This window comes from Actinomycetospora rhizophila (assembly GCF_042657905.1).
In the GTDB taxonomy this organism is placed as follows: Bacteria; Actinomycetota; Actinomycetes; order Mycobacteriales; family Pseudonocardiaceae; genus Actinomycetospora; species Actinomycetospora rhizophila.
Map to the genome: position 1 here is coordinate 23,819 of NZ_JBHSKG010000014.1, position 19,223 is coordinate 43,041.

16 protein-coding genes and 1 tRNA gene are annotated in these 19,223 nt (G+C 74.1%); 9 read left to right on the forward strand and 8 right to left on the reverse strand.

The annotated features are described in order from the left end of the window. Positions 1 to 8: 8 nt before the first annotated feature. Together ACFPK1_RS22910 and ACFPK1_RS22915 are read left to right on the forward strand one after the other, a co-directional pair. A complete protein-coding gene (locus ACFPK1_RS22910; protein WP_378023267.1) occupies positions 9 to 1,097 on the forward strand; it encodes a glycosyltransferase family 2 protein in 1,089 nt (362 codons plus the stop codon). After that, positions 1,094 to 2,314: a glycosyltransferase family 4 protein gene (locus tag ACFPK1_RS22915; protein WP_378023268.1), complete on the forward strand. Its 1,221-nt coding sequence runs from the start codon at positions 1,094 to 1,096 to the stop codon at positions 2,312 to 2,314. The genes ACFPK1_RS22910 and ACFPK1_RS22915 overlap by 4 nt, the downstream gene beginning before the upstream one ends. A gap of 21 nt (positions 2,315 to 2,335) precedes the next feature. Here ACFPK1_RS22915 and ACFPK1_RS22920 read toward each other — a convergent pair whose 3' ends face one another. After that, entirely contained in the window at positions 2,336 to 3,484 is a 1,149-nt protein-coding gene (locus ACFPK1_RS22920) for a class I SAM-dependent methyltransferase (RefSeq protein ID WP_378023269.1), read from the reverse strand. 51 nt (positions 3,485 to 3,535) lie between these two features. Here ACFPK1_RS22920 and ACFPK1_RS22925 point away from each other — a divergent pair, with 51 nt between their 5' ends. Beyond that, positions 3,536 to 4,081, forward strand: a complete 546-nt coding sequence (locus ACFPK1_RS22925; protein ID WP_378023270.1) for a dTDP-4-dehydrorhamnose 3,5-epimerase family protein — start codon at positions 3,536 to 3,538, stop codon at positions 4,079 to 4,081. A gap of 57 nt (positions 4,082 to 4,138) precedes the next feature. Here ACFPK1_RS22925 and ACFPK1_RS22930 read toward each other — a convergent pair whose 3' ends face one another. The 6 genes from ACFPK1_RS22930 to ACFPK1_RS22955 all read right to left on the reverse strand — a co-directional run bounded on the left by ACFPK1_RS22930 (position 4,139) and on the right by ACFPK1_RS22955 (position 10,378). Then, on the reverse strand, positions 4,139 to 4,564 hold the full coding sequence (locus ACFPK1_RS22930) for a hypothetical protein (RefSeq protein WP_378023271.1): 426 nt from the start codon (positions 4,562 to 4,564) through the stop codon (positions 4,139 to 4,141). A 152-nt stretch (positions 4,565 to 4,716) separates the two neighbouring features. After that, complete coding sequence (locus ACFPK1_RS22935) at positions 4,717 to 5,742, reverse strand: NAD-dependent epimerase/dehydratase family protein (protein WP_378023272.1); 1,026 nt, start codon at positions 5,740 to 5,742, stop codon at positions 4,717 to 4,719. A 52-nt stretch (positions 5,743 to 5,794) separates the two neighbouring features. After that, a complete protein-coding gene (locus tag ACFPK1_RS22940) occupies positions 5,795 to 6,451 on the reverse strand; it encodes a PIG-L deacetylase family protein (protein ID WP_378023273.1) in 657 nt (218 codons plus the stop codon). Positions 6,452 to 6,454: 3 nt separating this feature from the next. Next, positions 6,455 to 7,276: a glycosyltransferase family protein gene (locus tag ACFPK1_RS22945; protein WP_378023274.1), complete on the reverse strand. Its 822-nt coding sequence runs from the start codon at positions 7,274 to 7,276 to the stop codon at positions 6,455 to 6,457. Beyond that, on the reverse strand, positions 7,273 to 8,532 hold the full coding sequence (locus tag ACFPK1_RS22950; protein WP_378023275.1) for a class I SAM-dependent methyltransferase: 1,260 nt from the start codon (positions 8,530 to 8,532) through the stop codon (positions 7,273 to 7,275). Before ACFPK1_RS22950 ends, ACFPK1_RS22945 begins: the two co-directional genes overlap by 4 nt. 10 nt (positions 8,533 to 8,542) lie before the next feature. Continuing rightward, the gene (locus ACFPK1_RS22955) at positions 8,543 to 10,378 is read right to left on the reverse strand and encodes a sugar transferase (RefSeq protein WP_378023276.1); all 1,836 of its coding nucleotides are present in this window, start codon (positions 10,376 to 10,378) and stop codon (positions 8,543 to 8,545) included. Positions 10,379 to 10,800: 422 nt separating this feature from the next. Here ACFPK1_RS22955 and ACFPK1_RS22960 point away from each other — a divergent pair, with 422 nt between their 5' ends. From ACFPK1_RS22960 to ACFPK1_RS22975, 4 genes are all read left to right on the forward strand, one after another. Continuing rightward, entirely contained in the window at positions 10,801 to 11,877 is a 1,077-nt protein-coding gene (locus tag ACFPK1_RS22960) for a polysaccharide lyase (protein ID WP_378023277.1), read from the forward strand. A gap of 86 nt (positions 11,878 to 11,963) precedes the next feature. Then, positions 11,964 to 12,034: transfer RNA gene (locus ACFPK1_RS22965), tRNA-Gln, on the forward strand. A gap of 206 nt (positions 12,035 to 12,240) precedes the next feature. Continuing rightward, positions 12,241 to 14,343 (forward strand): lipopolysaccharide biosynthesis protein, encoded by a 2,103-nt coding sequence (locus ACFPK1_RS22970; protein ID WP_378023278.1) that lies wholly within the window; start codon positions 12,241 to 12,243, stop codon positions 14,341 to 14,343. 149 nt (positions 14,344 to 14,492) lie between these two features. Then, positions 14,493 to 15,455, forward strand: coding sequence for a polysaccharide lyase (locus ACFPK1_RS22975; protein WP_378023279.1), 963 nt, complete (start codon positions 14,493 to 14,495; stop codon positions 15,453 to 15,455). A gap of 15 nt (positions 15,456 to 15,470) precedes the next feature. Here the strand turns inward: ACFPK1_RS22975 and ACFPK1_RS22980 are convergent, their stop codons facing one another. Next, positions 15,471 to 16,400, reverse strand: coding sequence for a glycosyltransferase family 2 protein (locus tag ACFPK1_RS22980; RefSeq protein ID WP_378023280.1), 930 nt, complete (start codon positions 16,398 to 16,400; stop codon positions 15,471 to 15,473). A 250-nt stretch (positions 16,401 to 16,650) separates the two neighbouring features. Here ACFPK1_RS22980 and ACFPK1_RS22985 point away from each other — a divergent pair, with 250 nt between their 5' ends. Together ACFPK1_RS22985 and ACFPK1_RS22990 are read left to right on the forward strand one after the other, a co-directional pair. Then, the gene (locus ACFPK1_RS22985; protein WP_378023281.1) at positions 16,651 to 17,745 is read left to right on the forward strand and encodes a carboxylate--amine ligase; all 1,095 of its coding nucleotides are present in this window, start codon (positions 16,651 to 16,653) and stop codon (positions 17,743 to 17,745) included. Positions 17,746 to 17,804: 59 nt separating this feature from the next. Next, on the forward strand, positions 17,805 to 19,223 hold the full coding sequence (locus ACFPK1_RS22990) for an MFS transporter (protein WP_378023282.1): 1,419 nt from the start codon (positions 17,805 to 17,807) through the stop codon (positions 19,221 to 19,223).

Below are 19,223 nucleotides of genomic sequence, written 5' to 3' on the forward strand. Positions count from 1 at the left end.
TTCGCGGGGTGACCACCAGCTCCGACGGCGCCGACCGGCCGGGAGAGCGGCCCGTGTTCAGCTTCCTCACGACCGCCTACCGCGCCGAGGACACCCTGGGCCGGACGATCGATGCGGTGCTCGCCCAGACGCGCGAGGACTGGGAGCTCGTGGTCGTCGACAACGGCAACGACGACGCCGTCGCGGCGGTCGCGCAGGCCCACCTCGCCGACCCCCGCATCCACCTCGTGCGCCAGGAGAACCGGGGCGCGGTCGGCGGCGTGCGGGCGGCCGCGGAGGTCGCGACCGGGCGCTACCTGGTGGTCCTCAACGCCGACGACGCGATCACCCCGGAGTTCGCGGCCCGCACCGGCGCGGTGCTCGACGCCGAGCCGTCGGTCGCCGCGGTGACCTGCGACGCCGTGCAGTTCACCGACCCGGGCCAGCAGCCGCTGGCGCGCACCTACCTGCAGGCGGCCGGCCTCGCCGAGGCCCCGGCGGGCGCGCGGCGGCTCACCGTCGCCGACATCGTCGACGGCCCCTGCCCGTACTACTGCGCCCCGATCCGCCGCGACGTGTGGGACGCGCTCGGCGGCATGGGCTTCCAGACCGACGCGCCCCTGGTGCACGACCTGGAGTTCTGGCTGCGCGCGATCCTCGCCGGCCACGACGTCCGCATGATCGGCGACCGGCTGGGCCTGTTCCGTATTGAGGCGGGCTCGGAGAGCCGCCCGGTGGACGCCGAGCGCAGCGAGGAGTTCGAGCGCCAGCGCGAGACCGTGCTGCGCCGCGCCGCCGAGGAGGCCGCGCGGACCGGCGACCCGGAGGCCCTCGCCGCCCTCGAGCGCGTGCAGCGCCGCCTGCGCTACCAGCAGGCGATCCGGCGGGCGCGGGTCGCGTTCGCCCACGGCGACGCGCACGCCGCGCGCCGGTACGTCACCGAGGCCCACGAGCAGCGCCCGACCGCGCGCACCGGCGCCCTCGTGCTCGCCCTGCGCGTGGCGCCCCGCGCGCTCGGCGCCGTGCACCCGCTCAAGCGCAGCGTCCAGGCCCGCGTCAAGGCGCTGCGCTCGCGCGACTGGCGCTCGCGCTGGACGCGCCACCGGACGGTGCGATGAGGATCCTCGTCCTGACGTCGCGGCGCATCGAGTCGCGGCAGAGTGGCTACGACCTGCGCGTCGCCAACCTCTGCGCGCACCTGCCCGCCGAGGCGCACCTCGTCGCCATCCCGCTCGAGGAGGAGACCGACGGGCCGGTGGGCATCGCCGTCGACCCCCTCTTCGCCTCGGTCGAGGTCATCACGGCGTTCCCGCCCGGCCGCGAGCGCGCGCGGCGTTACCTGCGCGCCTCCAACGACCACTACATGCGGCTCTCGCGCCCGGCCCGGTTCGCCGCCGCGCGCGACCGGCTCCGCGAGATCGTGGCCGAGAAGGAGATCACGCACGTCGTCGTGTTCGGCGTCGCGCTCGCCGAGCTCGCCGTGACGCTGGAGGGCGTCACCACCGTGCTCGACGTGTGCGACAGCGGCGCGCTCACCGCCGAGCGGGCCCTCTCGGGCAGCGCGCACCCCTCGCACGGTCTCCAGCTCTGGAAGGACCGGCTCGCACTGCGGCGCAAGCGGGTCACCGAGGGGCGCCTGCCCGACCGGTTCGACGTCGTCGTCACGATCAGCGACCCCGACACCCGCGCCATCGAGCGCCTCCACGGCAGCAGCGGCGTCGTGCGGACGATCCCCAACGGGGTCGACGACGCGTTCCTCACCCCGCTCGCCGAGCCCGGCACCCGGCACGGGGTCGTGTTCTGGGGCAACCTCGGCTTCGCGCCCAACCGCGACGCGCTGTGGTTCTTCCTCAACGAGGTCTGGGAGCCGCACCTGCGCGACGCCGGCGTCGAGCTGTGCGTCGTCGGGCCCAACGCGCCGTCCTGGCTCGCCGGGCTCGCCGCGCACGAGCCGCTGATCGTCCTCACCGGCTACGTCGAGGACCTGCGCTCCGCCGTCGCGCCCTACCCGGTGATGATCAACCCGATGCGCACCGGCAGCGGCCTGAAGAACAAGGTGCTCGAGGCGTTCGGCATGGGGCTCGTCGTCGTCTCCACGAGGATGGGCGTCGAGGCCATCCCGGAGGTCCGCGACGGCGAGTCGCTGATGACCGCCGAGGGACCCGGGGCCTTCGCCGACGCGATCCGCACGGTGCTCAAGGATCCCGAGCTGGCCGACGAGCTGCGCGCCGGCGCGCACGCGCTCGTCGAGGAGCACTACCGCTGGGAGGCCGTCGGGCGCCGCTGGGCGGACCTGTTCACCACGGCTCCCCGCGCGGGGTGCGCCGGCCGCTGAGCCGCCGGCGCATCCCGGGCCTCAGGCGGGGGTCACCGTGCGCACGGTCGGGTCGACGATCACCCAGCGGCCCCCGCCGGCCTCCACCTCGGGGATGCGGCGGCGCATCTCGGCGAGCATGTCGGTGACGAAGAGCACGACCTCGTCCGGGTGGCGGGTGACCACCTCGTCCGGGGCCACGATCGGGATGCCGACGCCGGGGAAGCGCCGCCCGTGCTTGGCGGGCGCGCCGTCGGCCACGGCGGGCAGGAGCTCGGGGCCGATGCCGGCGCGGTTGAGCAGCGGCACCGCGCGCGAGGCCGCGGCGTAGCCCAGGACGTCGTGCTGCTTCTCGCGGGACACCTCGAGGTGCGCGAGCAGCTCCTCGGCGCTGCGCCGGGCCGCCTCCTCCAGGCCGGCGACGATCGCCGGGTCGGTGACCCCCAGGGCGGTCTCGCGCTCGACCAGCGCGGTCACCGCGTCGGGGTCGCGCGGGCCGTCGACCCCGTCGCGGCGCGCGGCGAGCAGCACGGTGCCGCCGTAGAGGTCGAAGAGGAACGCGTGGGTCACCTCGAAGCCGATCTCGTCGAGCATCCGCACGAGCACCGGCGTCGCGTAGTAGGCGTAGTGGCCGTGGCGCAGGGCGTTCCACCCGCCGTCGGCCACGATCGCGGCGAGGGTGTGGAACTGCAGCAGCAGGACGCCGCCGGGCGCGGTCGCGGCCGCGCGCTCGGCGAGCCCCGCACGCTGGTCGGCGGCGTGCATCAGCCCGAAGCAGTCGACGACGACGTCGGCGGGTCCGTCCGAGGCCTCCGCGAGCCCGGTCGCGCCGAGCAGGTCCAGCCACGAGCCGCCGTGCGGGCTGCCGAACTCGGTGACGGACCCGCCACCCGCGGGCAGCAGCCCCGCCGCCTCCACGCGCGCCACGGCGTCGCGCGCCTGGGCCACGAGGGCGTCGGGCTCGGCTCCGCGGGGCTCCTCGGGGGACGTCGGGTCCTCGGCGAGCTGCGCGAGCCGGCACGTGCCGCACAGCCACATCCGCAGCGGGTGCACCGGGTCGGGTCCGGGGTCGTCGGCGGCCGGGAAGTGGTCGGCGGCGGGCTGGTCGCCGAGGTCGAGGACGACGGTGCCGTCGGCGGCGCCGCACCAGCGGCAGGGGTCGGTGGGGCTTGCTTCGTCGACGGGGTCCACGGGTGGGATCCTCTCGCGGTCGTCGCGCACGGGGATGGCAGGGTTCGTCGGGTGGAGGTTCGCACGGCAGGTATCGAGGGTGTGCGGGTGCTCGTCCCCACGCCGCACCGCGACGACAGGGGGCTGTTCACCCGCACGTTCGACACGGCGATCGCCGCGGAGCACGGCATCGACCTCGGGCCCGAGTCGCAGGACAGCCAGTCGCGCTCCCGGCAGGGCACCATCCGCGGCATGCACGGCCGGCAGGGGCGCGGTGAGGCGAAGCTGGTCCGCGTGGCGCACGGTGCGGTGCTCGACGTCCTCGTCGACGCCCGGCCGGACTCGCCGACGTTCGGGACGGTGGAGAGCTTCCGGCTCGACGACGAGGACTTCCACCACCTCTTCGTGCCGCCGGGGCTGCTGCACGGCTTCCAGGCGCTGACCGAGGTGGCGGACGTCTGCTACCGCATCGACCGCCCGCACGCGCCGGGCGAGGACGTCGCGGTCGCGCACGACGACCCGGACCTCGCGATCGCCTGGCCGCAGCCGGTCACCGCGATCTCCGAACGCGACCGCACCGCCGGCTCCTGGAGGGCCCTGCTCGCCTCCCTCACGTGAGCGAACTTCGGGGCTATAGCCCCGAAGTTCGCTCACGTAGAGGTCGGGACGGGCGTGTCAGCACCTGGCGGTGGTCCCCTGCCCCTGGGCGTCCGCACGGCAGCCGTCGGTCCGCGCGACCGCGGTGTTGTTGCTGCCGTTGCCGGCCCGGGCGCCGGTGTCGGTCCCGCGCGCGGTCGCGCTGTTGTTGTCCCCGTCGCCCGAGACGGCGGTGCTGTTCGAGCCCTGGACCCGTGCCCGGTTGTGCTCGTCGCCGGGCGTGGCGCCCGCCTCGGCGTTGGTGCCCGGCCCGTGCGCGACGGCCACGTTGCCGCGCCCGGCCACCGAGTAGCACGTCGCCGTGCCCTGCTGGACGCGCACCGTGCCGTTGGTCGACACGCAGTGGTCGGGCGCCGCGGACGCGACGCCGGCGCCGAGACCCGCCAGCAGGCAGGCGCCGGCGAGGGCGAGCCCGCCACGGCCGAGGAACGCACGCACCGACATGGAGACCCCCCGTCGTCGCCCTCGCCCGGACGGCGGGGTCACGCCGGGCACGATGACCACAGAGGGAGAGCGGCGACAAGCAAGATCACCCGGAAAGAGCAGGATCATGGGGGGCCCTGCGACCGTGTGTGACGACGCCGTCGACAGCGGGCTCAGGCGGGGCGCAGGGACTCGTCGAGGGTGCCGGCCTCCTGGCGGTCCTTGAGCACCGCGAGGCGGGTGAAGCGCCGGTCGAACGCCTCCTGGGTCAGGCCGCGCGCCCGGTACTCCCGGATCAGCTCCTCGGCGCCGTCGGCGACCGACCACGCCGCCCGGAACTCGGGCAGCATCTTGCCGATCTTGGTGAAGTCGACGCGGTAGGAGCGCGGGTCGCCGCCGGTCTCGCCGGTGATGACGAGCTCGGCCTCGGGCACCGCGACCTTCACCGCGTCGGCGATGTCGCGGACCTGCACGTTGTTCTCCGTCGAGCCCACGTTGAACGCCTGCGCGCGCACCGTGTCGGCCGGCGCCGCGAGCGCGGCGACGACCGCGCCGCCGATGTCCCGGGCGTGCGCCAGCGGGCGCCACGGCGTCCCGTCGCTCATGACCAGGATGCGGTTCGAGAGCAGCGCGTGGCCGACGAGGTTGTTGAGCACGATGTCGGCGCGCAGCCGCGGCGAGAACCCGAACGCGGTGGCGTTGCGCATCGACACCGGGACGAAGTCGTCGTCGGCCATCTCGACGAGGTCGGCCTCGACGCGCACCTTCGACTCGGCGTAGGGGGTCACCGGCTTCATCGGCGCCTCCTCGTCGAGGATGTCCTCGGTGCCCGACGCGCCGTACACCGAGCAGGTCGAGGCGTAGACGAAGCGCCCGACCCCGGCCTCCTTCGCCAGCCGCGCCAGCCGGGTGGAGGCGTGGTGGTTGATGTCGTAGGTGTGCTGCGGCGCCAGGGCGCCGAGCGGGTCGTTCGACAGCGCCGCCAGGTGCACGACGGCGTCGAACCCGGCGAGCTGCTCGGCGGTGACGTCGCGCAGGTCGACGGCCAGCGCCGGGGGCTCGGCCGCGGGCAGCTCGCCGAGCACGCAGTCGGCGTAGAGGCCGGAGTCGAGGCCGGTCACCTCGTGCCCCGCCGCGGTGAGCTGCGGCGCCATGAGGGTGCCGAGGTAGCCCTGGTGGCCGGTGAGCAGGACGCGCATCGCGGCGGTCACTCCTTCGTCTTACTGGTCTGGCGTGGTGGTGCTCGGGACGTCAGCCTGACCGTACGGGGGCGCCGAGGCGCGCCCGCGTCAGGTGGAAGCCCTCCGCGTAGCGCACGCCGGCCTGCACGCCGCGCACGCGCGCGAGCCCCCGGAACGTCTCCTCGTCGAACCAGGCCCGGGCGACCTGCGACGGGTAGTGCTCGTGCAGCAGCCGCACCTTGTCCGTCACGACCTCGTCCGACAGCGGCCACAGCAGCGGGGGCTGGGCGAGGTCCGGCTCGGCCTTGAGGATCTCGTAGCCGAGCGCGAGGTGGTCGCGGAACACCGTCGGCACGAGCTTCGCGAGCTCCCGGTGGTCCTGGTGGTCGTCACCGCGGTGCCCGACGAGGACCAGGTCGGGCTCGCAGGTGCGCCGGAACGCCTCGAGCTGCTCCTTGGCCCACTCCCAGTGCGTCGGGAGCCGGCCGTCGGGCATGTCGAGGACGGTGACCGCGAGGTCGGCGCCCGGGCAGAACGCCGCCAGCGCGGCGCGCTCCTCGGCCTCCCGCGGGGTCCCGGCGCCCGACAGCACGAGTGCCCGCACCCGCAGTCCCGGGCGCGCCCGGCACAGGGTCAGGACGGTGCCCCCGGCGCCGATCGGGATGTCGTCGCAGTGCGCGGCGAGCAGGACCAGCTCGTCGACGGTCTCGGGCAGCAGGGCGCGCACGGGTCAGCGGCCGAGGGCCTCGTCGACGAGGCCCTCCAGCGGCGCACGCTCGGGCTCGCGCTCCCACACCATCCAGGGCCGGGTGCCGGCGCGGTACGCCGCCTCGAGCGCGTTGCGCTCCTTGAGGGTGTCGGCCGGCTGCCAGAACCCGTCGTAGGTGTAGGAGAGCAGCTTGCCCTCCTTGGCCAGCGAGGTGCAGGCGTCGCCGACGAGGTCGCCGTTCTCCGGGATGTAGTCGATCGCCTCGGGCCGCAGCGCGAAGTACCCGCCGTTCTCGCGGATCCGCATGTCGGTGACCGGGTAGATCGAGTTCACCCGCTCGCCCGGGTCGACGTCCACGATGTGGAACACCGCCTGCGGCGGCACGGCGAGCAGCGACGCCGTCGCGTCGGAGTCCCGGAAGCGCTCGATCATGTGGTCGAGCGGGGCGTCGGTGAGCACGTCGGCGTAGTTGGCGAGGAAGATCTCCTCGTCCTCCACCAGGTGGCGCACGCGGCGCAGGCGCTCACCGATCGGCGACTCCAGGCCGGTGTGGACGAAGTGGATCGTCCAGTCGGCGATGTCCGAGCCCTGCAGCTCGATCTCGCCGTGGCGCATGACGAAGTCGTTCGACTCGGTCTCGTGGTAGTCGAGGAAGTAGTTCTTGACGTGGTGGGCGCCGTAGCCCAGGCAGAGGATGAACTCCTTGTGCCCGTAGTGCGCGTAGTACCGCATCACGTGCCAGATGAGCGGGCGCGGCCCGACCATCTGCATCGGCTTCGGGGCATCCGAATCGCCGTTGCGCATCCGCATGCCGTAGCCACCGCAGAAGAGGACGACCTTCACGGTTCCAGCACCTTGCCAGAGCCCGGCTCGACCACCTGCAACGAGGGGATCGGGAACACGAGCTTCCCGCCCCAGTCGGCCACGTGGGCGAGCTGCGCGGTGATCTCCTCACGCAGGTTCCACGGCAGCACGAGCACGTAGTCGGGGCGGTCGGCGTCGATCCGCTCCGGCGGGTGGATCGGGATCCGCGTGCCCGGGGTGTACCGGCCGTGCTTGTAGGGGTTGCGGTCGACGGTGTAGGCGAGCAGGTCCGGGCGGATGCCGCAGTAGTTCAGCAGCGTGTTGCCCTTGCCCGGCGCGCCGTACCCGACGACGGACCTCCCGGCGTCCGCGGCCTCGATGAGGAAGCGCACCAGGTCGTTGCGGATGCGCGAGACCTCGCCGGCGAACCCCGCGTGGCCCTCGACGGTGTCCAGCCCGGCGGCGGCCTCCTCGGCCAGCACGTCGGCGACGGCCTGCGAGGGGCCGAGACCGAGCTCGGTCGGCCGCGCCCAGAGGCGGATCGACCCGCCGTGGGTGGGCACCAGCTCGACGTCGACCAGCTCGAGACCGCCCGAGCGCAGCGCCTTCTGCGCGGTGCCGACGGTGTAGTACTGGAAGTGCTCGTGGTAGATCGTGTCGAACTGGCGGTACCGCATCAGCGTCAGCAGGTGCTGGACCTCGATCGATACCCAGCCGTCGTCGGCCACCATCGCGCGCAGCCCCTGGGTGAAGCCCACCACGTCGGGGATGTGCGCGTAGACGTTGTTGGCCACGACCAGCGCCGCGGGCCCGTGCTCGTCGCGGACGGCCGCCCCGGTCTCCGGCGACAGGAACGCCGTGATCGTCGGCACGCCCTTCTCCCGGGCCGCCGCGCCGACGTTGGCGCTGGGCTCGACGCCGACCGCGCGCATCCCGTCGGCGACGACGTGCGCGAGCAGGTAGCCGTCGTTGCTCGCCGCCTCGACCACCAGCGAGTCGGGCCCCAGCCCGGCGCGCTCGGTGGCGGCGGTGACGAACCGCCGCGCGTGCTCGACCCACGACGTCGAGAACGACGAGAAGTACGCGTACTCGGTGAACGTCTCGTCGGGGTCGATCAGGGGCGGCAGCTGCACGAGCAGGCAGGAGCGGCAGACCCGCGGGTGGAGCGGGAACGTCGGCTCGGGCGCCTCGAGCGCCTCCGCGGTGAGGAACAGCTCGCACGGCGGGGTGGCGCCGAGGTCCACGAAGCTGGCGAGGTCGGCCGAGCCGCAGAGTCGGCAGATGATCTTGTCCAAGGCGTCCGTCTCAGTAGGCACCGTCGCCGCGGAACACCGCGGAGACCGTCTTCCACATGATCACCAGGTCCATCGCCGGCGACCAGTTCTCCACGTACCGCAGGTCCAGGCGGACCGACTCCTCCCACGACAGGTCGGAGCGGCCGCTGACCTGCCAGAGGCCGGTCATGCCCGGGCGGACGAGGAACTTGCGCTTCGCGGCGTCGGTGTACGCGTCGATCTCGCCGGGCAGCGGCGGGCGCGGCCCGACCAGCGACATCGAGCCGCCGATGACGTTGAACAGCTGCGGGAGCTCGTCGAGCGAGTAGCGGCGCAGCAGCTGGCCGATGCGGGTGACGCGCGGGTCCTTGCGCAGCTTGAACAGCGGCCCGGAGCCGTCGTTGGTGCCGGCGAGCAGGTCCTCGCGCAGCTTGTCCGCGTCCGGGACCATCGACCGGAACTTGATCATCCGGAACGTCTTGCCGCGCTGCCCGACGCGGGTCTGGCGGTAGAACACCGGGCCGCCGTCGAGCTTGACGATCACCGCGATGACCGCGAACACGGGCAGCAGCAGGAGCAGCAGCGCGGCGGTCGTGATCCGGTCGAACATCAGCTTGAAGACCCGCGGCACGCCCGACAGGCGCGGCTCGGTGAGGCGCAGCAGCGGCAGGCCGTCGACGGGCGCGACGTGCAGGCGCGGCCCCGCGACCTCCATGAGGCCCGGGTCGACGACGAGCTCGGAGCCGGTGCCCTCGAGGTCCCACGCGAGGCGGTGCAGGCGCTTGGGGCTCCAGCCCGGCGTCGGGGCGACGGCGACGACGCCGTAGCGCCCGCTGCCCACGCTGGAGGAGAGGTCGTCGAGGTCGCCGATGACCGGGACGCCGGCCACGTGGCCCTGCCCCTCCTCACCGAGACCGGTCGGGGTGCAGGCCGCGATGACGACCCAGCCCATGTGCGGCACGCGGCGGGTGCGCTCGACGAGGTCGCGCACGGCCTGCTCGGTGCCGACCGCGAGCACCGGCAGCATCCCGCGCCCGCGCTTGCGGGCCTGGTGCAGCCAGCGGCGCAGCATGTAGCGCCCGGCCATCGCGGCGAGGCCCGCGACCGGCAGCACGCCGAACACCCAGGGGCGCACGCCCAGGCGCTCGAAGGCGAGCCCGGCGAGGCCCAGCACGATCGCCGCGGAGACGAACGCGCGGATCAGCCGGCTCCACTCCTCGGCGCCCTGGCCGAGGGTGCGGGGGTCCCAGGCGCGGCAGGCGACGATGGCCAGCGTCACGAGGACCGCCGCCGCCCCGCCGAGCATCCAGGGGTCGGAGCTCTGCGGCCCGACGCCCTCGCCGAAACCGACCCAGGCGCCCAGCAGGACGCAGACCGCGAGGGTCGCGAGGTCGGACAGGGCCACGGCGAGCGCGAACTTCAGCTGCCAGCTCGTGGCGACCGCGACGCTGCCCGGCTGCTCGGGGCCCTCGTCCTCCCAGATGCGCACGAAGCCCGGCGCCGTCGGCGCGGGCTCGACGAACGCACCGTCGTCCGCGACGGGCAGGCCGCCCGCCCCGAGTCCGGTCCCGAGCCCCGGCCCGAGCCCCGCCGTGAAGGGCGGCCCGGTCGGCGGCCCGGCGTGCTCGGTCGGCACCACCGGCGACGGCTCCACCGGCGCCGGGCCGATCGGCGGGCCCGGCCGGTCGTCGCGGCCCGGTCCGCGGTCGTCCGCACCCGGGGACCGGTCGCGTCCCGATGCGTCGACCCGGACGTCCTCCTGCGACAGCCCGGTCTGCTCCGAGACCCTGGCTCGTCCGTTCGTCACGTCGCCCCCGTCGTGGGTCGTGCGGCCGGGCATACCCACCCGCAGCACCTCGTCGGCCATGGACACCTTTCCGCTCGACGTGAGACGCCCGGGTCACGGTGAGGTTGCGTCGCCATCGCACCCGATTTCGATCGGGACGCCCGGGGTGCGCTCCGCAGCGGGATGTCGTGAGGATCAACGATCGGCCTCCCCCCACGGTCACGCCGCTGCCGCCGAGGATTGGACCGTGCGGGTCACACCCACGGTCGAGAGCCCCAGGACGGCTACCGCCCGCCACCGTGGCGGTCATCCTGCCCCACTCCCGGCGCCCGTCGAGCGGGGGCGGGCACCCGAACGCACGCAGCGCGTCGTGATGGGGACGCCGTGGGGTGACGGGCCGGACCCGGCCGGGGGACGTCGTGACGAGCAGCACCCGGACGGACGCCCCGAGGTCGGCTCCCGGGGGCTCGGTATCGTGCGGACGGACCGACGATCCGCCGGGTATGTCCGGATCAGCCGAACCCGCCGGTCACGAGGCCGGCACCGGCCCCGACACCGAGGAGCCGCCCCCGATGCCCCACGACGCCGCCCCCGGGTCGGACCCCGGGCCGGCGCCGCGACGCCGCACCGGTCGCGTGCCCGCCCTCCTCCTGGCCGTCACGGCCGTGGCCGCGGCGCTCGCCGCCCTCGCGGCGGGCCCCGCGGTGGCGGCACCGCCCCCCGCGAACGACCGGCCGGTGTTCGAGCTGCCCGCGAGCGGCGACCTGCTCGGCGTCTTCGACCGCAACGGCTACAACGAGCAGGACGGCGCCCCGCGCACGATCGCCTCGCCGACGTCGCCGGGCCGCCCGGCGCTCGAGTTCCGCCTCGACGGGGGCGACCAGCGCACCGAGGTCGAGCCGCGCGTGCCCGACCAGTACGAGGGCCAGGTCTGGTACTACACCTACCGCGCCGCGCTGGCCCGGGACTTCCCGACCGACACCGAGGCCTGGCAGGTCGTCCTGCAGTGGCACCACACCGGCGACTCGGGCTCGCCGCCGATCGCGCTCGAGGTCAAGCAGGGCCGCCTCGCGCTCGCCTCCGAGGGCGAGAACCTCCAGGACCTCGGCCCGATCCGCGGCGGCGACCGCATCGACGTGTCGATGCGCATCGCGTTCTCCCGCGACCCCGGACGCGGCAGCGTCGACGTGTGGCGCGACGGCCGCCACGTCCTCGAGCGCTACAGCCCGCCGGGCGGCACGCTGCTCGACCAGGGCAACTACCTCAAGCTCGGCCTCTACCGAGCCCAGAAGATCGACGAGCCCGGCCGGCTGTGGGTCGACGACCTGCGGGTCGGGTCGACGATGGCCTCGGTCGCCCCGACGGGCATGGGGTCCGGGACGCCCGCCACGGACCCGGTCGCGGAGGACGCGGCCACGCCGACGGGCGGCGTCGCCGGCCGTGAGGTCGACACGGTCACGTGGGTGGCGGGCGCGCTGCTGCTCGGCGTGGTGGTGCTGCTGGTCGCGACCCGCTCGCTGCGCCGGGCCCCGGCGGGACCCGGGCCGCAGCGGCGGGAGCACGCCGGGCCCCGGGCCTGACGTCGAGGGGCGCGACCTCCCCCACGGTCGGCGCCGGGCACGCGGTGCCACGTGTCACGATGGTCACCGTCGCCCGCGGGTGACGGTCCGCCGTGGTGTAAGGGCAACACCTCGGATTTTGGTTCCGATGATCCTGGTTCGAATCCAGGCGGCGGAGCACGGCACACCGGGGTCGCCCACGATCCGGGCACGGACGAGCCAGCCGCCCGACAGCGTTCCGTCACGGCTCGATACGCTGCGCTCCATGCCTCGCTCCCCGCGCCGGCACGATCGGCGTCCGACTGCCCGTCCGGGCGGGGTGTCCTCTGTCCGGCGCTCACCGCAGAAGCCCGGCTCCGGAAGAGTGACCGTGCCGCTCACCGCATGAGCGGCCCGGCGCGACCGGGAGACCCGGCACCGACCACGACCGTCGCGCAGGACGCGACGGCCGCGGCCACGGCGCAGCCCTCGATCGACAAGCTCGGCAAGACGCTCCAGCGCGGCGCCAAGATCTCCGCGATCGTCCTCGTCGTCACGCAGACGATCTCGCTGATCCAGACGCTGGCCGTCGCGCGGCTGCTCAGCCCCGCCGAGGTCGGCGCGTTCACGGCGGGCTCGATCCTCACCAACTTCCTCGTGACGTTCACCGAGGGCGGCCTGCGCGCGGCGCTCATCCAGCGCGAGGAGGACGTCGAGGACGCGGCGGACACCGTGTTCTGGGTGACGCTGGTCAACGGCATCATCATGTCGGGCCTCGCGTTCGCGGTCTCCCCGCTGATCGGCGCCTTCTTCGGCGGTGACGTCGCGGGGGCGGTGTGCGCCGCCACCGCCGCGGTGCTGACGATCCACGCGCTGACCAACGTGCCCGACGGGCTGATGCAGCGACGCTTCAACTTCAAGCGCCGCATGATCGTCAACCCGTCGACGGCGGTCACCTTCGCCGCCACCGCGATCGCGCTCTCGGCGCTCGGCTTCGGCGTGTGGGGCCTCGTCATCGCCCTCTACGCCTCGCAGGTCGTCACGCTCGTGCTGACCTGGTGGCTCGCGGGCTGGTGGCCCGGGCGCGGGCGGTTCAGCTTCACGCTGTGGCGCGAGATGGCGCGCTTCGCCCTCCCGCTCATCGCGAGCGAGTTCGCGCAGAAGGGCCGGGAGTTCATGGAGGCCGGCCTCACCGGCCGCTTCCTGGGCCAGGGCGCGCTGGGCATGTACCGCTACGGGCGGCGCATCGCGGCCCTGCCCGGCACGGCGATCATCCAGATCGCGTCCTACGTGCTCTTCCCGGCGTTCTCCCGCATCGCCCAGGACGCCGGGCGCCTGCGCCGGGGCTTCCTGCGGGCGATGACCGCGCTCTGGGTGACCGCGCTGCCCGCCGGCGCCCTGCTGGTCGCGATCGGCGAGCCGCTGGTGGTGGTGGCGCTCGGCGAGGAGTGGCGCGGCGCCGGGCTCGTGCTGATGGGCATGGCCGGTTACGGCCCGGGCATGGCGCTGGCCTCCATCGGCAAGGAGTCGATCAAGGGCACCGGCCGCAGCCGCCTGCTCAACTGGATCACCGGGACGAGCCTCGTCGTCACCGTGATCGCGCTGTTCGCCCTGCTGCCGACGCTCGGCCTGCTCGGGGTCGGCATGGCCGCCTCCGCCGAGGCGCTGGCCGCGGGCTCGCTGGCGATCGGCATCGGGATGCGCGTGGCGGGCGTCCGGGTCCGCGACGCGATGCGGGTGCTCGTGCCGGTGCTCGTCTCCGGCGTCGTCGCGCTGGTCGCGACGTTCGTCCTGGAGAACGGCTTCTTCCGCTCCGACGGGCGCCCGATCGTCATCGGCCTCGGCCTGCTGATCGTCGACGTCCTCGTCTTCGCCGGCATCTACCTCGGCCTGCTGCGGATCCTGTCGCCGTCGGTGAGCCGCGAGCTCGCCGCCGGCGTGCGCTCCGTGCTCAAGCGGCCGAAGAAGACGTCGGGCTCGGACGCGGCCACCCCGGAGCCGGCGCCGGAGACCGTCGCGGTGGGCACGGAGCCCGCGGAGCCGCCGCTCGACCCGATGACCGGCCGGCCCACCGAGGCGATCCCCTCGCGCCAGGCCGCGCTGGACGACGCCCCGACCGTGGTGCTCGTCCCGTCGGGGGCGGGCCGGGAGACGGCACCGCCGTGGGCGGTCGCCATGACCGAGCGGCTCTACGCGGTGCCGGTGGCCGGGCACGGCCCCACGAACGGGCACACCAACGGGCACACGAACGGGCACGGGCGCCACGGGCACGGCCACCACGGCAACGGGCACAACGGGCACGGCAACGGGCACGGCAACGGGCACGGCAACGGGCACGGGCCGGTCCCCGGGCGCGCCCCCGCGCACGGCCACCCGCCGGCGTCCGGACGGCACGCGGCGGGGCCGCAGCGTCCGCCGGGGCCGGGCCACGAGGACCGTGAGGGGCGCCACGCCGGCCGGGCCGAGCCGCTGCGTGTGCTGCGCGGACCCCGTCACGACGACCGCTGACGACCGCTGACGCCCTGCTCCGGGCGCCGTCGAACCGACGGGCCCTTCACCCGGTCCGGGTACGCTCGGGATCACCGCGAGGTGCGGTGCCCCGCTCGACCGAGGGCGCCCCTCGCGGCCCGTCCGACGTCCTCGACCCCGGGAGCGGTGTGACCACGACCGACCGTGCACGCGCGGCGCGCAGGCCCCACGCCCGGCGCCTCGTCGCGGCCGTGGCCGCCGCCGTCGTCGCGGTCCTCGTGGGGCTCCTCGCGCCCGGCCCCGCGCTCGCGTCCTCCCCGACGCCGCCGGCGGGCGACGGGCTGATCTGGCGGGCGGACACGGGCGGCGACATGCTCGGCTCGTTCCAGCGCAACGACTACAACGAGCAGGACGGCGCGCCCCGCGAGGTCAGCTCGCCGTCGGGCCACGGCCAGGCGCTCGAGTTCTCGCTCGACGGGGGCGACCAGCGCAGCGAGCTGCTGCCGCGCGTGCCCGACGGCCGCGAGGGCGACGTCTACTACTACGGCTACCGCGGGCAGCTCGCCGACGACTTCCCCGTCGACGCGCAGCGCTTCCAGATCATCATGCAGTGGCACCACTACGGCGACGAGGGCTCGCCGCCCGTGGCGATCGCGGTGCAGGACGGCCAGCTGATGATCACCGGCGGCGACGACGACCGGAACGAGGCCTACCAGCAGTCGATCGCCCCGATCGCGCCCGGCGACCCGATCGACCTCATCGTGCGCATCGTGTTCTCGCGCGACCCGGAGAAGGGCACCGTCGACGTCTGGAGCGGCGGGCGCCGCGTGGTCACCGCGTTCAACCCGCCCGACGGCACGCTCTACGACGGCGGCGACTACATGAAGGTCGGGCTCTACCGCTCCCGGGACCTCTCGGACCCGGCGAGCCTGACGCTCGACGACGTCGCCGTCGGCCGCAACCGGCAGGCGGTCGACGCCGCCATGGTCGACCAGGGCGCGTCGTCGGCCCAGGGCACGCCGGACGCGGGTGCGGGCGACTCCGGCGGGTCGGACAACACCCTGCGCGTCGGCCTCGCCGCCGGCACGCTCGCGCTCATCGGCGCGGTCGTGGCCGTGGTCTCCGTGGTGCGCCGCCGCCAGGTCCGCTGACCCCTCCGTGAGCCGTCAGGCGGCCTCGGCGGCCTCGGCGGCCCGGCGGTCGCGGCGGTGCAGCACGTAGCCCAGCGGCGCGGCGGCGGCGTGCAGGAGCTTCGCCTGCGGGCTCGTCAGCTCACGGCCCTGCGCGCGGAACCCGTGCCCGTCGTCCCAGGAGAAGCGGGCGTAGTTGGCCGCCGCGCGCACGAACCACTTCGGGTCGTGGCGGAACCAGCCGAGCTCCTCGTTGAGGGTGATCTTCCAGCGCAGCGCGAACGCCGGCGCCCGCCACGACGCGCCGGCCCGGCTCCTCTGCGTGATCGAGTCGTCGCCGTCGACGTGGTAGGTCCGCAGCACCTCGTTGACGAACCGCGTGCGGTAGTGGCGCGAGATGCGGTTCCACACGATCGCGTCGGGGACGTTGGGCTGCCCGTCGACCTCGGGGAACGGGAACTCGCGCCGGACCGCGGTGGTCTGGAAGCCCCACTTCTCGCCGGTCACGTGGTACCGGTAGCGGATCTCCAGCGCGTCCGAGTCGGTGGGGTCGTACGGGAACCGCGAGCCGACGATCGCGCCGTGCTGGTCGTCGCACAGGGCGGTGACCGCCGAGAAGCCCGGCCGCTGGTCGTCGGGGATGCCGTGCCAGTGCGCGGCGAAGCGCTCGAGTGCCTCGGGGCGGCACTCGTCGTCGGAGTCCAGCGGCAGGAACAGCTCGCCGCGGGCCTCCCGGGCGCCCCGGTTGGCGGCCTTGTGCTTGCCGCCGTTGGGCTGGTGCACGTAGCGGATCGGGAAGTCCGCCTCGGCGGCCCAGCCGGCCACGAGCGCGGCGGTGTCGTCGGTCGACCCGTCGTCGACGATCAGCCACTCGAAGTCGCGCAGCGTCTGCGCCTGCAGGCTCTTGTACACGCGGGGCAGGGTGTGCGCCCGGTTGTAGCTGGCGGTGAACACCGTGAACAGCACCCCGGTGAGGCTACCGGGGTGTCCGGGAGCGTCCCGGCCGGGCCGGGCCGGGTCGTCCGCCGGGTCCCGATCGGGTGTCCTGCGTCCCCTTCGCCCGGGTCGCTCGGTCGTGTCCGAACCGTGTCTTTACGCTGCCCTCATGAGCCTGCACCAAATGGGGGGTGCGGTCGGCACTGTTCCCGCTTTCGTCTGCGGCGGGTACGAGGCAGGGCTGGCCGTGGTCGGTTCGTTGGGCCGAGCGGGTGTCCCCGTGGTCACCGTGCTGTCATCCGGACGCGAGATCACGCGGCACTCGCGGCACGCCGCGGGGAGCGTGACGGTCCCGGACCCCGCCGACGAGCCCACCGGGTACGTCGCCGCGCTGCTGCGCCTCGCCGACACGCACGGCCCGGGCGTCATCGTCCCGACCACCGACGAGAGCCTCGAGACCGTCGCGGCCCACCACGAGGTGCTCGCCGCCCGCCACACCGTGGCCTGCCCCGCCGAGGGCGTCGCCCGGACCTTCCTCGACAAGCGCATCACCAGCGAGGTCGCCGAGCGCGCCGGGGTGGAGGCCCCGCGCACGGTGTCGCCGTCCTCGTACGACGAGCTCGAGGCCCTCGCCGAGCGCCTCCGCTTCCCCTGCCTGGTCAAGCCGGCCGAGAGCTTCCGCTACAACCGGGCGTTCGGCGTGAAGATGAAGCGCGTCCACACCCCCGACGAGCTGCGCACCGCGTGGGGCGAGGCGCACGAGCTCGGGATCGGCACGATGGTCCAGGAGCTCATCCCCGGGCCGGAGACCGGCGGCGTCAACTACAACGTCTACGTCGTCGACGGCGTGCCGCGGGCCGAGATGACCTCCTGCAAGCTGCGCCTGTCGCCCCGGGACTTCGGCTACCCGTCCGCGGTGGTCAGCCGGCACGTCCCCGAGGTGATCGCGCCGGGTCGGGCGATCGTCGCCGCCATGGGCATCGAGGGCTTCGCCAACGTCGAGTTCAAGCAGGACGAGCGCGACGGCCGCTACCAGCTCATGGAGGTCAACGGGCGGCCGAACATGTCCGGCCGCCTCGCCGTGCGCTGCGGCGTCGACTTCCCGCTGTTGACCTATCGCCACCTCGTGCACGGCGAGGTCCCGGTCGCGCCGTCCTGGCGCGAGGGGGTGCACTGGGTGAACGAGTTCAAGGACACCCGCATCCTGCTCGACCGCTGGCGCGACGGCCGGCTGCCGTGGTTCGGCGGCCTGCGGCCCTACGTGTCGACCGGCGTGTTCGCGACGCTCGACCCCCGCGACCCGCGGCCGTTCCTGGCCCGCGTGCGCGACCGCGTCGGCACGGAGAAGGCGCCGGTCCCCGCGCCGGCACGCTGACTCGACGAAACCTCGGCGAGGAGGTCTGCCCGGGACATCACCAGGGTAGAGCCTTCGCCATGCCGGAACCCGAGGCGAACCCCGAGGGGCCCCACACCGTCGACGGCGTCACCGTCACACCGCCGGGCCTCGTCCGGCGCGCGGTCACGGCGTCGGGGATCGGCAACGTCACCGAGTGGTACGACTTCGGTGTCTACGCCTACCTGGAGACGACGATCCAGGTGGTGTTCCTGCCGCCGGGCACCGCGGGCGGCCCGGTCATCACCGCCGCCCTGTTCGCGGCGTCGTTCGTCGCGCGGCCCTTCGGCGGGCTGTTCTTCGGCCCGCTGGCCGACCGCATCGGCCGCACCAAGACCCTCGCCACGACGATGCTGCTGATGGCGGTGGCCACGTTCGGCATCGGCCTGCTGCCGACGTACGCCTCGATCGGGATGGCGGCGCCGCTGCTGCTGCTCCTGTGCCGGCTGCTGCAGGGCTTCTCCACCGGCGGCGAGTACGCCGGGGCGATGACGTTCGTCGCCGAGTACGCGCCGGACCGCCGCCGCGGCTTCCTGGCGAGCTTCCTGGAGTTCGGCACGATCACCGGCTACCTGCTCGGCGCCGGCGTGGTCACCGTGCTCCAGGCCGTCCTCGGCGAGGACTCCCCCGAGCTCCTGAGCTGGGGCTGGCGCATCCCCTTCCTCATCGCCCTGCCGATGGGCATGATCGGGCTCTACCTGCGCTACCGCCTCGAGGAGACGCCGGCGTTCAGCCAGCTCTCGGAGTCCTCGGAGGAGCAGGGCAAGCAGTCGTTCCGGGCGTTCTTCCGCGCGGCGGCCCGCCACGGGTGGCGCCCGGTGCTCGTCTGCGGCGGCCTGGTGATCGTCTTCAACGTCACCAACTACACGCTCACCACCGTCGTGCCCACCTACCTCACCGAGACGCTCGGCGAGTACGGGGCGCCGACGGTCACGACGACGACGTCGCACGTCCTGCAGATCATCCTGTTCCTCGTGCTCCTGGCCATCGTTCCCCTGCTGGGCAGGCTCTCCGACCGCGTGGGACGCAAGCCGATCATCCTGACCGGCTGCGTCATGCTCCTGGTGCTCGCCCTGCCGGCCTTCCTGCTGATGCGCACCGGGTCGATCCCCGGCGTCCTCGGGGGCCTGCTCCTGCTGGGGATCACGATGGTGTGCTTCAACGCCACCATGCCCTCCACGCTGCCCGCGCTGTTCAGCACCGGCGTGCGCTACGGGTCGCTCGCGATCACCTTCAACGTGGCGGTCTCGCTGTTCGGCGGCACCACGTCAGTCATCGTCGAAGGGCTCATCGCCGCCACCGGCGTGCTGGTCATGCCGGCGGTGTACCTGGTGCTCGCGGCGATCGTCGGCCTCGTCGCCGTGCGGTTCCTGCGGGAACCGGGAAGTCGGCCGCTACCGGGGTCGCAGCCCGCGGCCACCTCGGACGAGGAGGCCCGCGAGCTCGCCGCGGCGCGCTGA

What these genes read in the sequence shown, in the direction of transcription:
- ACFPK1_RS22955 (WP_378023276.1), bottom strand. Translation starts at nt 10,378, where the DNA reads ATGGCCGACGAGGTGCTGCGGGTGGGTATGCCCGGCCGCACGACCCAC.
- ACFPK1_RS22960 (WP_378023277.1), top strand. Translation starts at nt 10,801, where the DNA reads ATGTCCGGATCAGCCGAACCCGCCGGTCACGAGGCCGGCACCGGCCCC.
- ACFPK1_RS22930 (WP_378023271.1), bottom strand. Translation starts at nt 4,564, where the DNA reads ATGTCGGTGCGTGCGTTCCTCGGCCGTGGCGGGCTCGCCCTCGCCGGC.
- ACFPK1_RS22990 (WP_378023282.1), top strand. Translation starts at nt 17,805, where the DNA reads ATGCCGGAACCCGAGGCGAACCCCGAGGGGCCCCACACCGTCGACGGC.
- ACFPK1_RS22935 (WP_378023272.1), bottom strand. Translation starts at nt 5,742, where the DNA reads ATGCGCGTCCTGCTCACCGGCCACCAGGGCTACCTCGGCACCCTCATG.
- ACFPK1_RS22970 (WP_378023278.1), top strand. Translation starts at nt 12,241, where the DNA reads ATGAGCGGCCCGGCGCGACCGGGAGACCCGGCACCGACCACGACCGTC.
- ACFPK1_RS22915 (WP_378023268.1), top strand. Translation starts at nt 1,094, where the DNA reads ATGAGGATCCTCGTCCTGACGTCGCGGCGCATCGAGTCGCGGCAGAGT.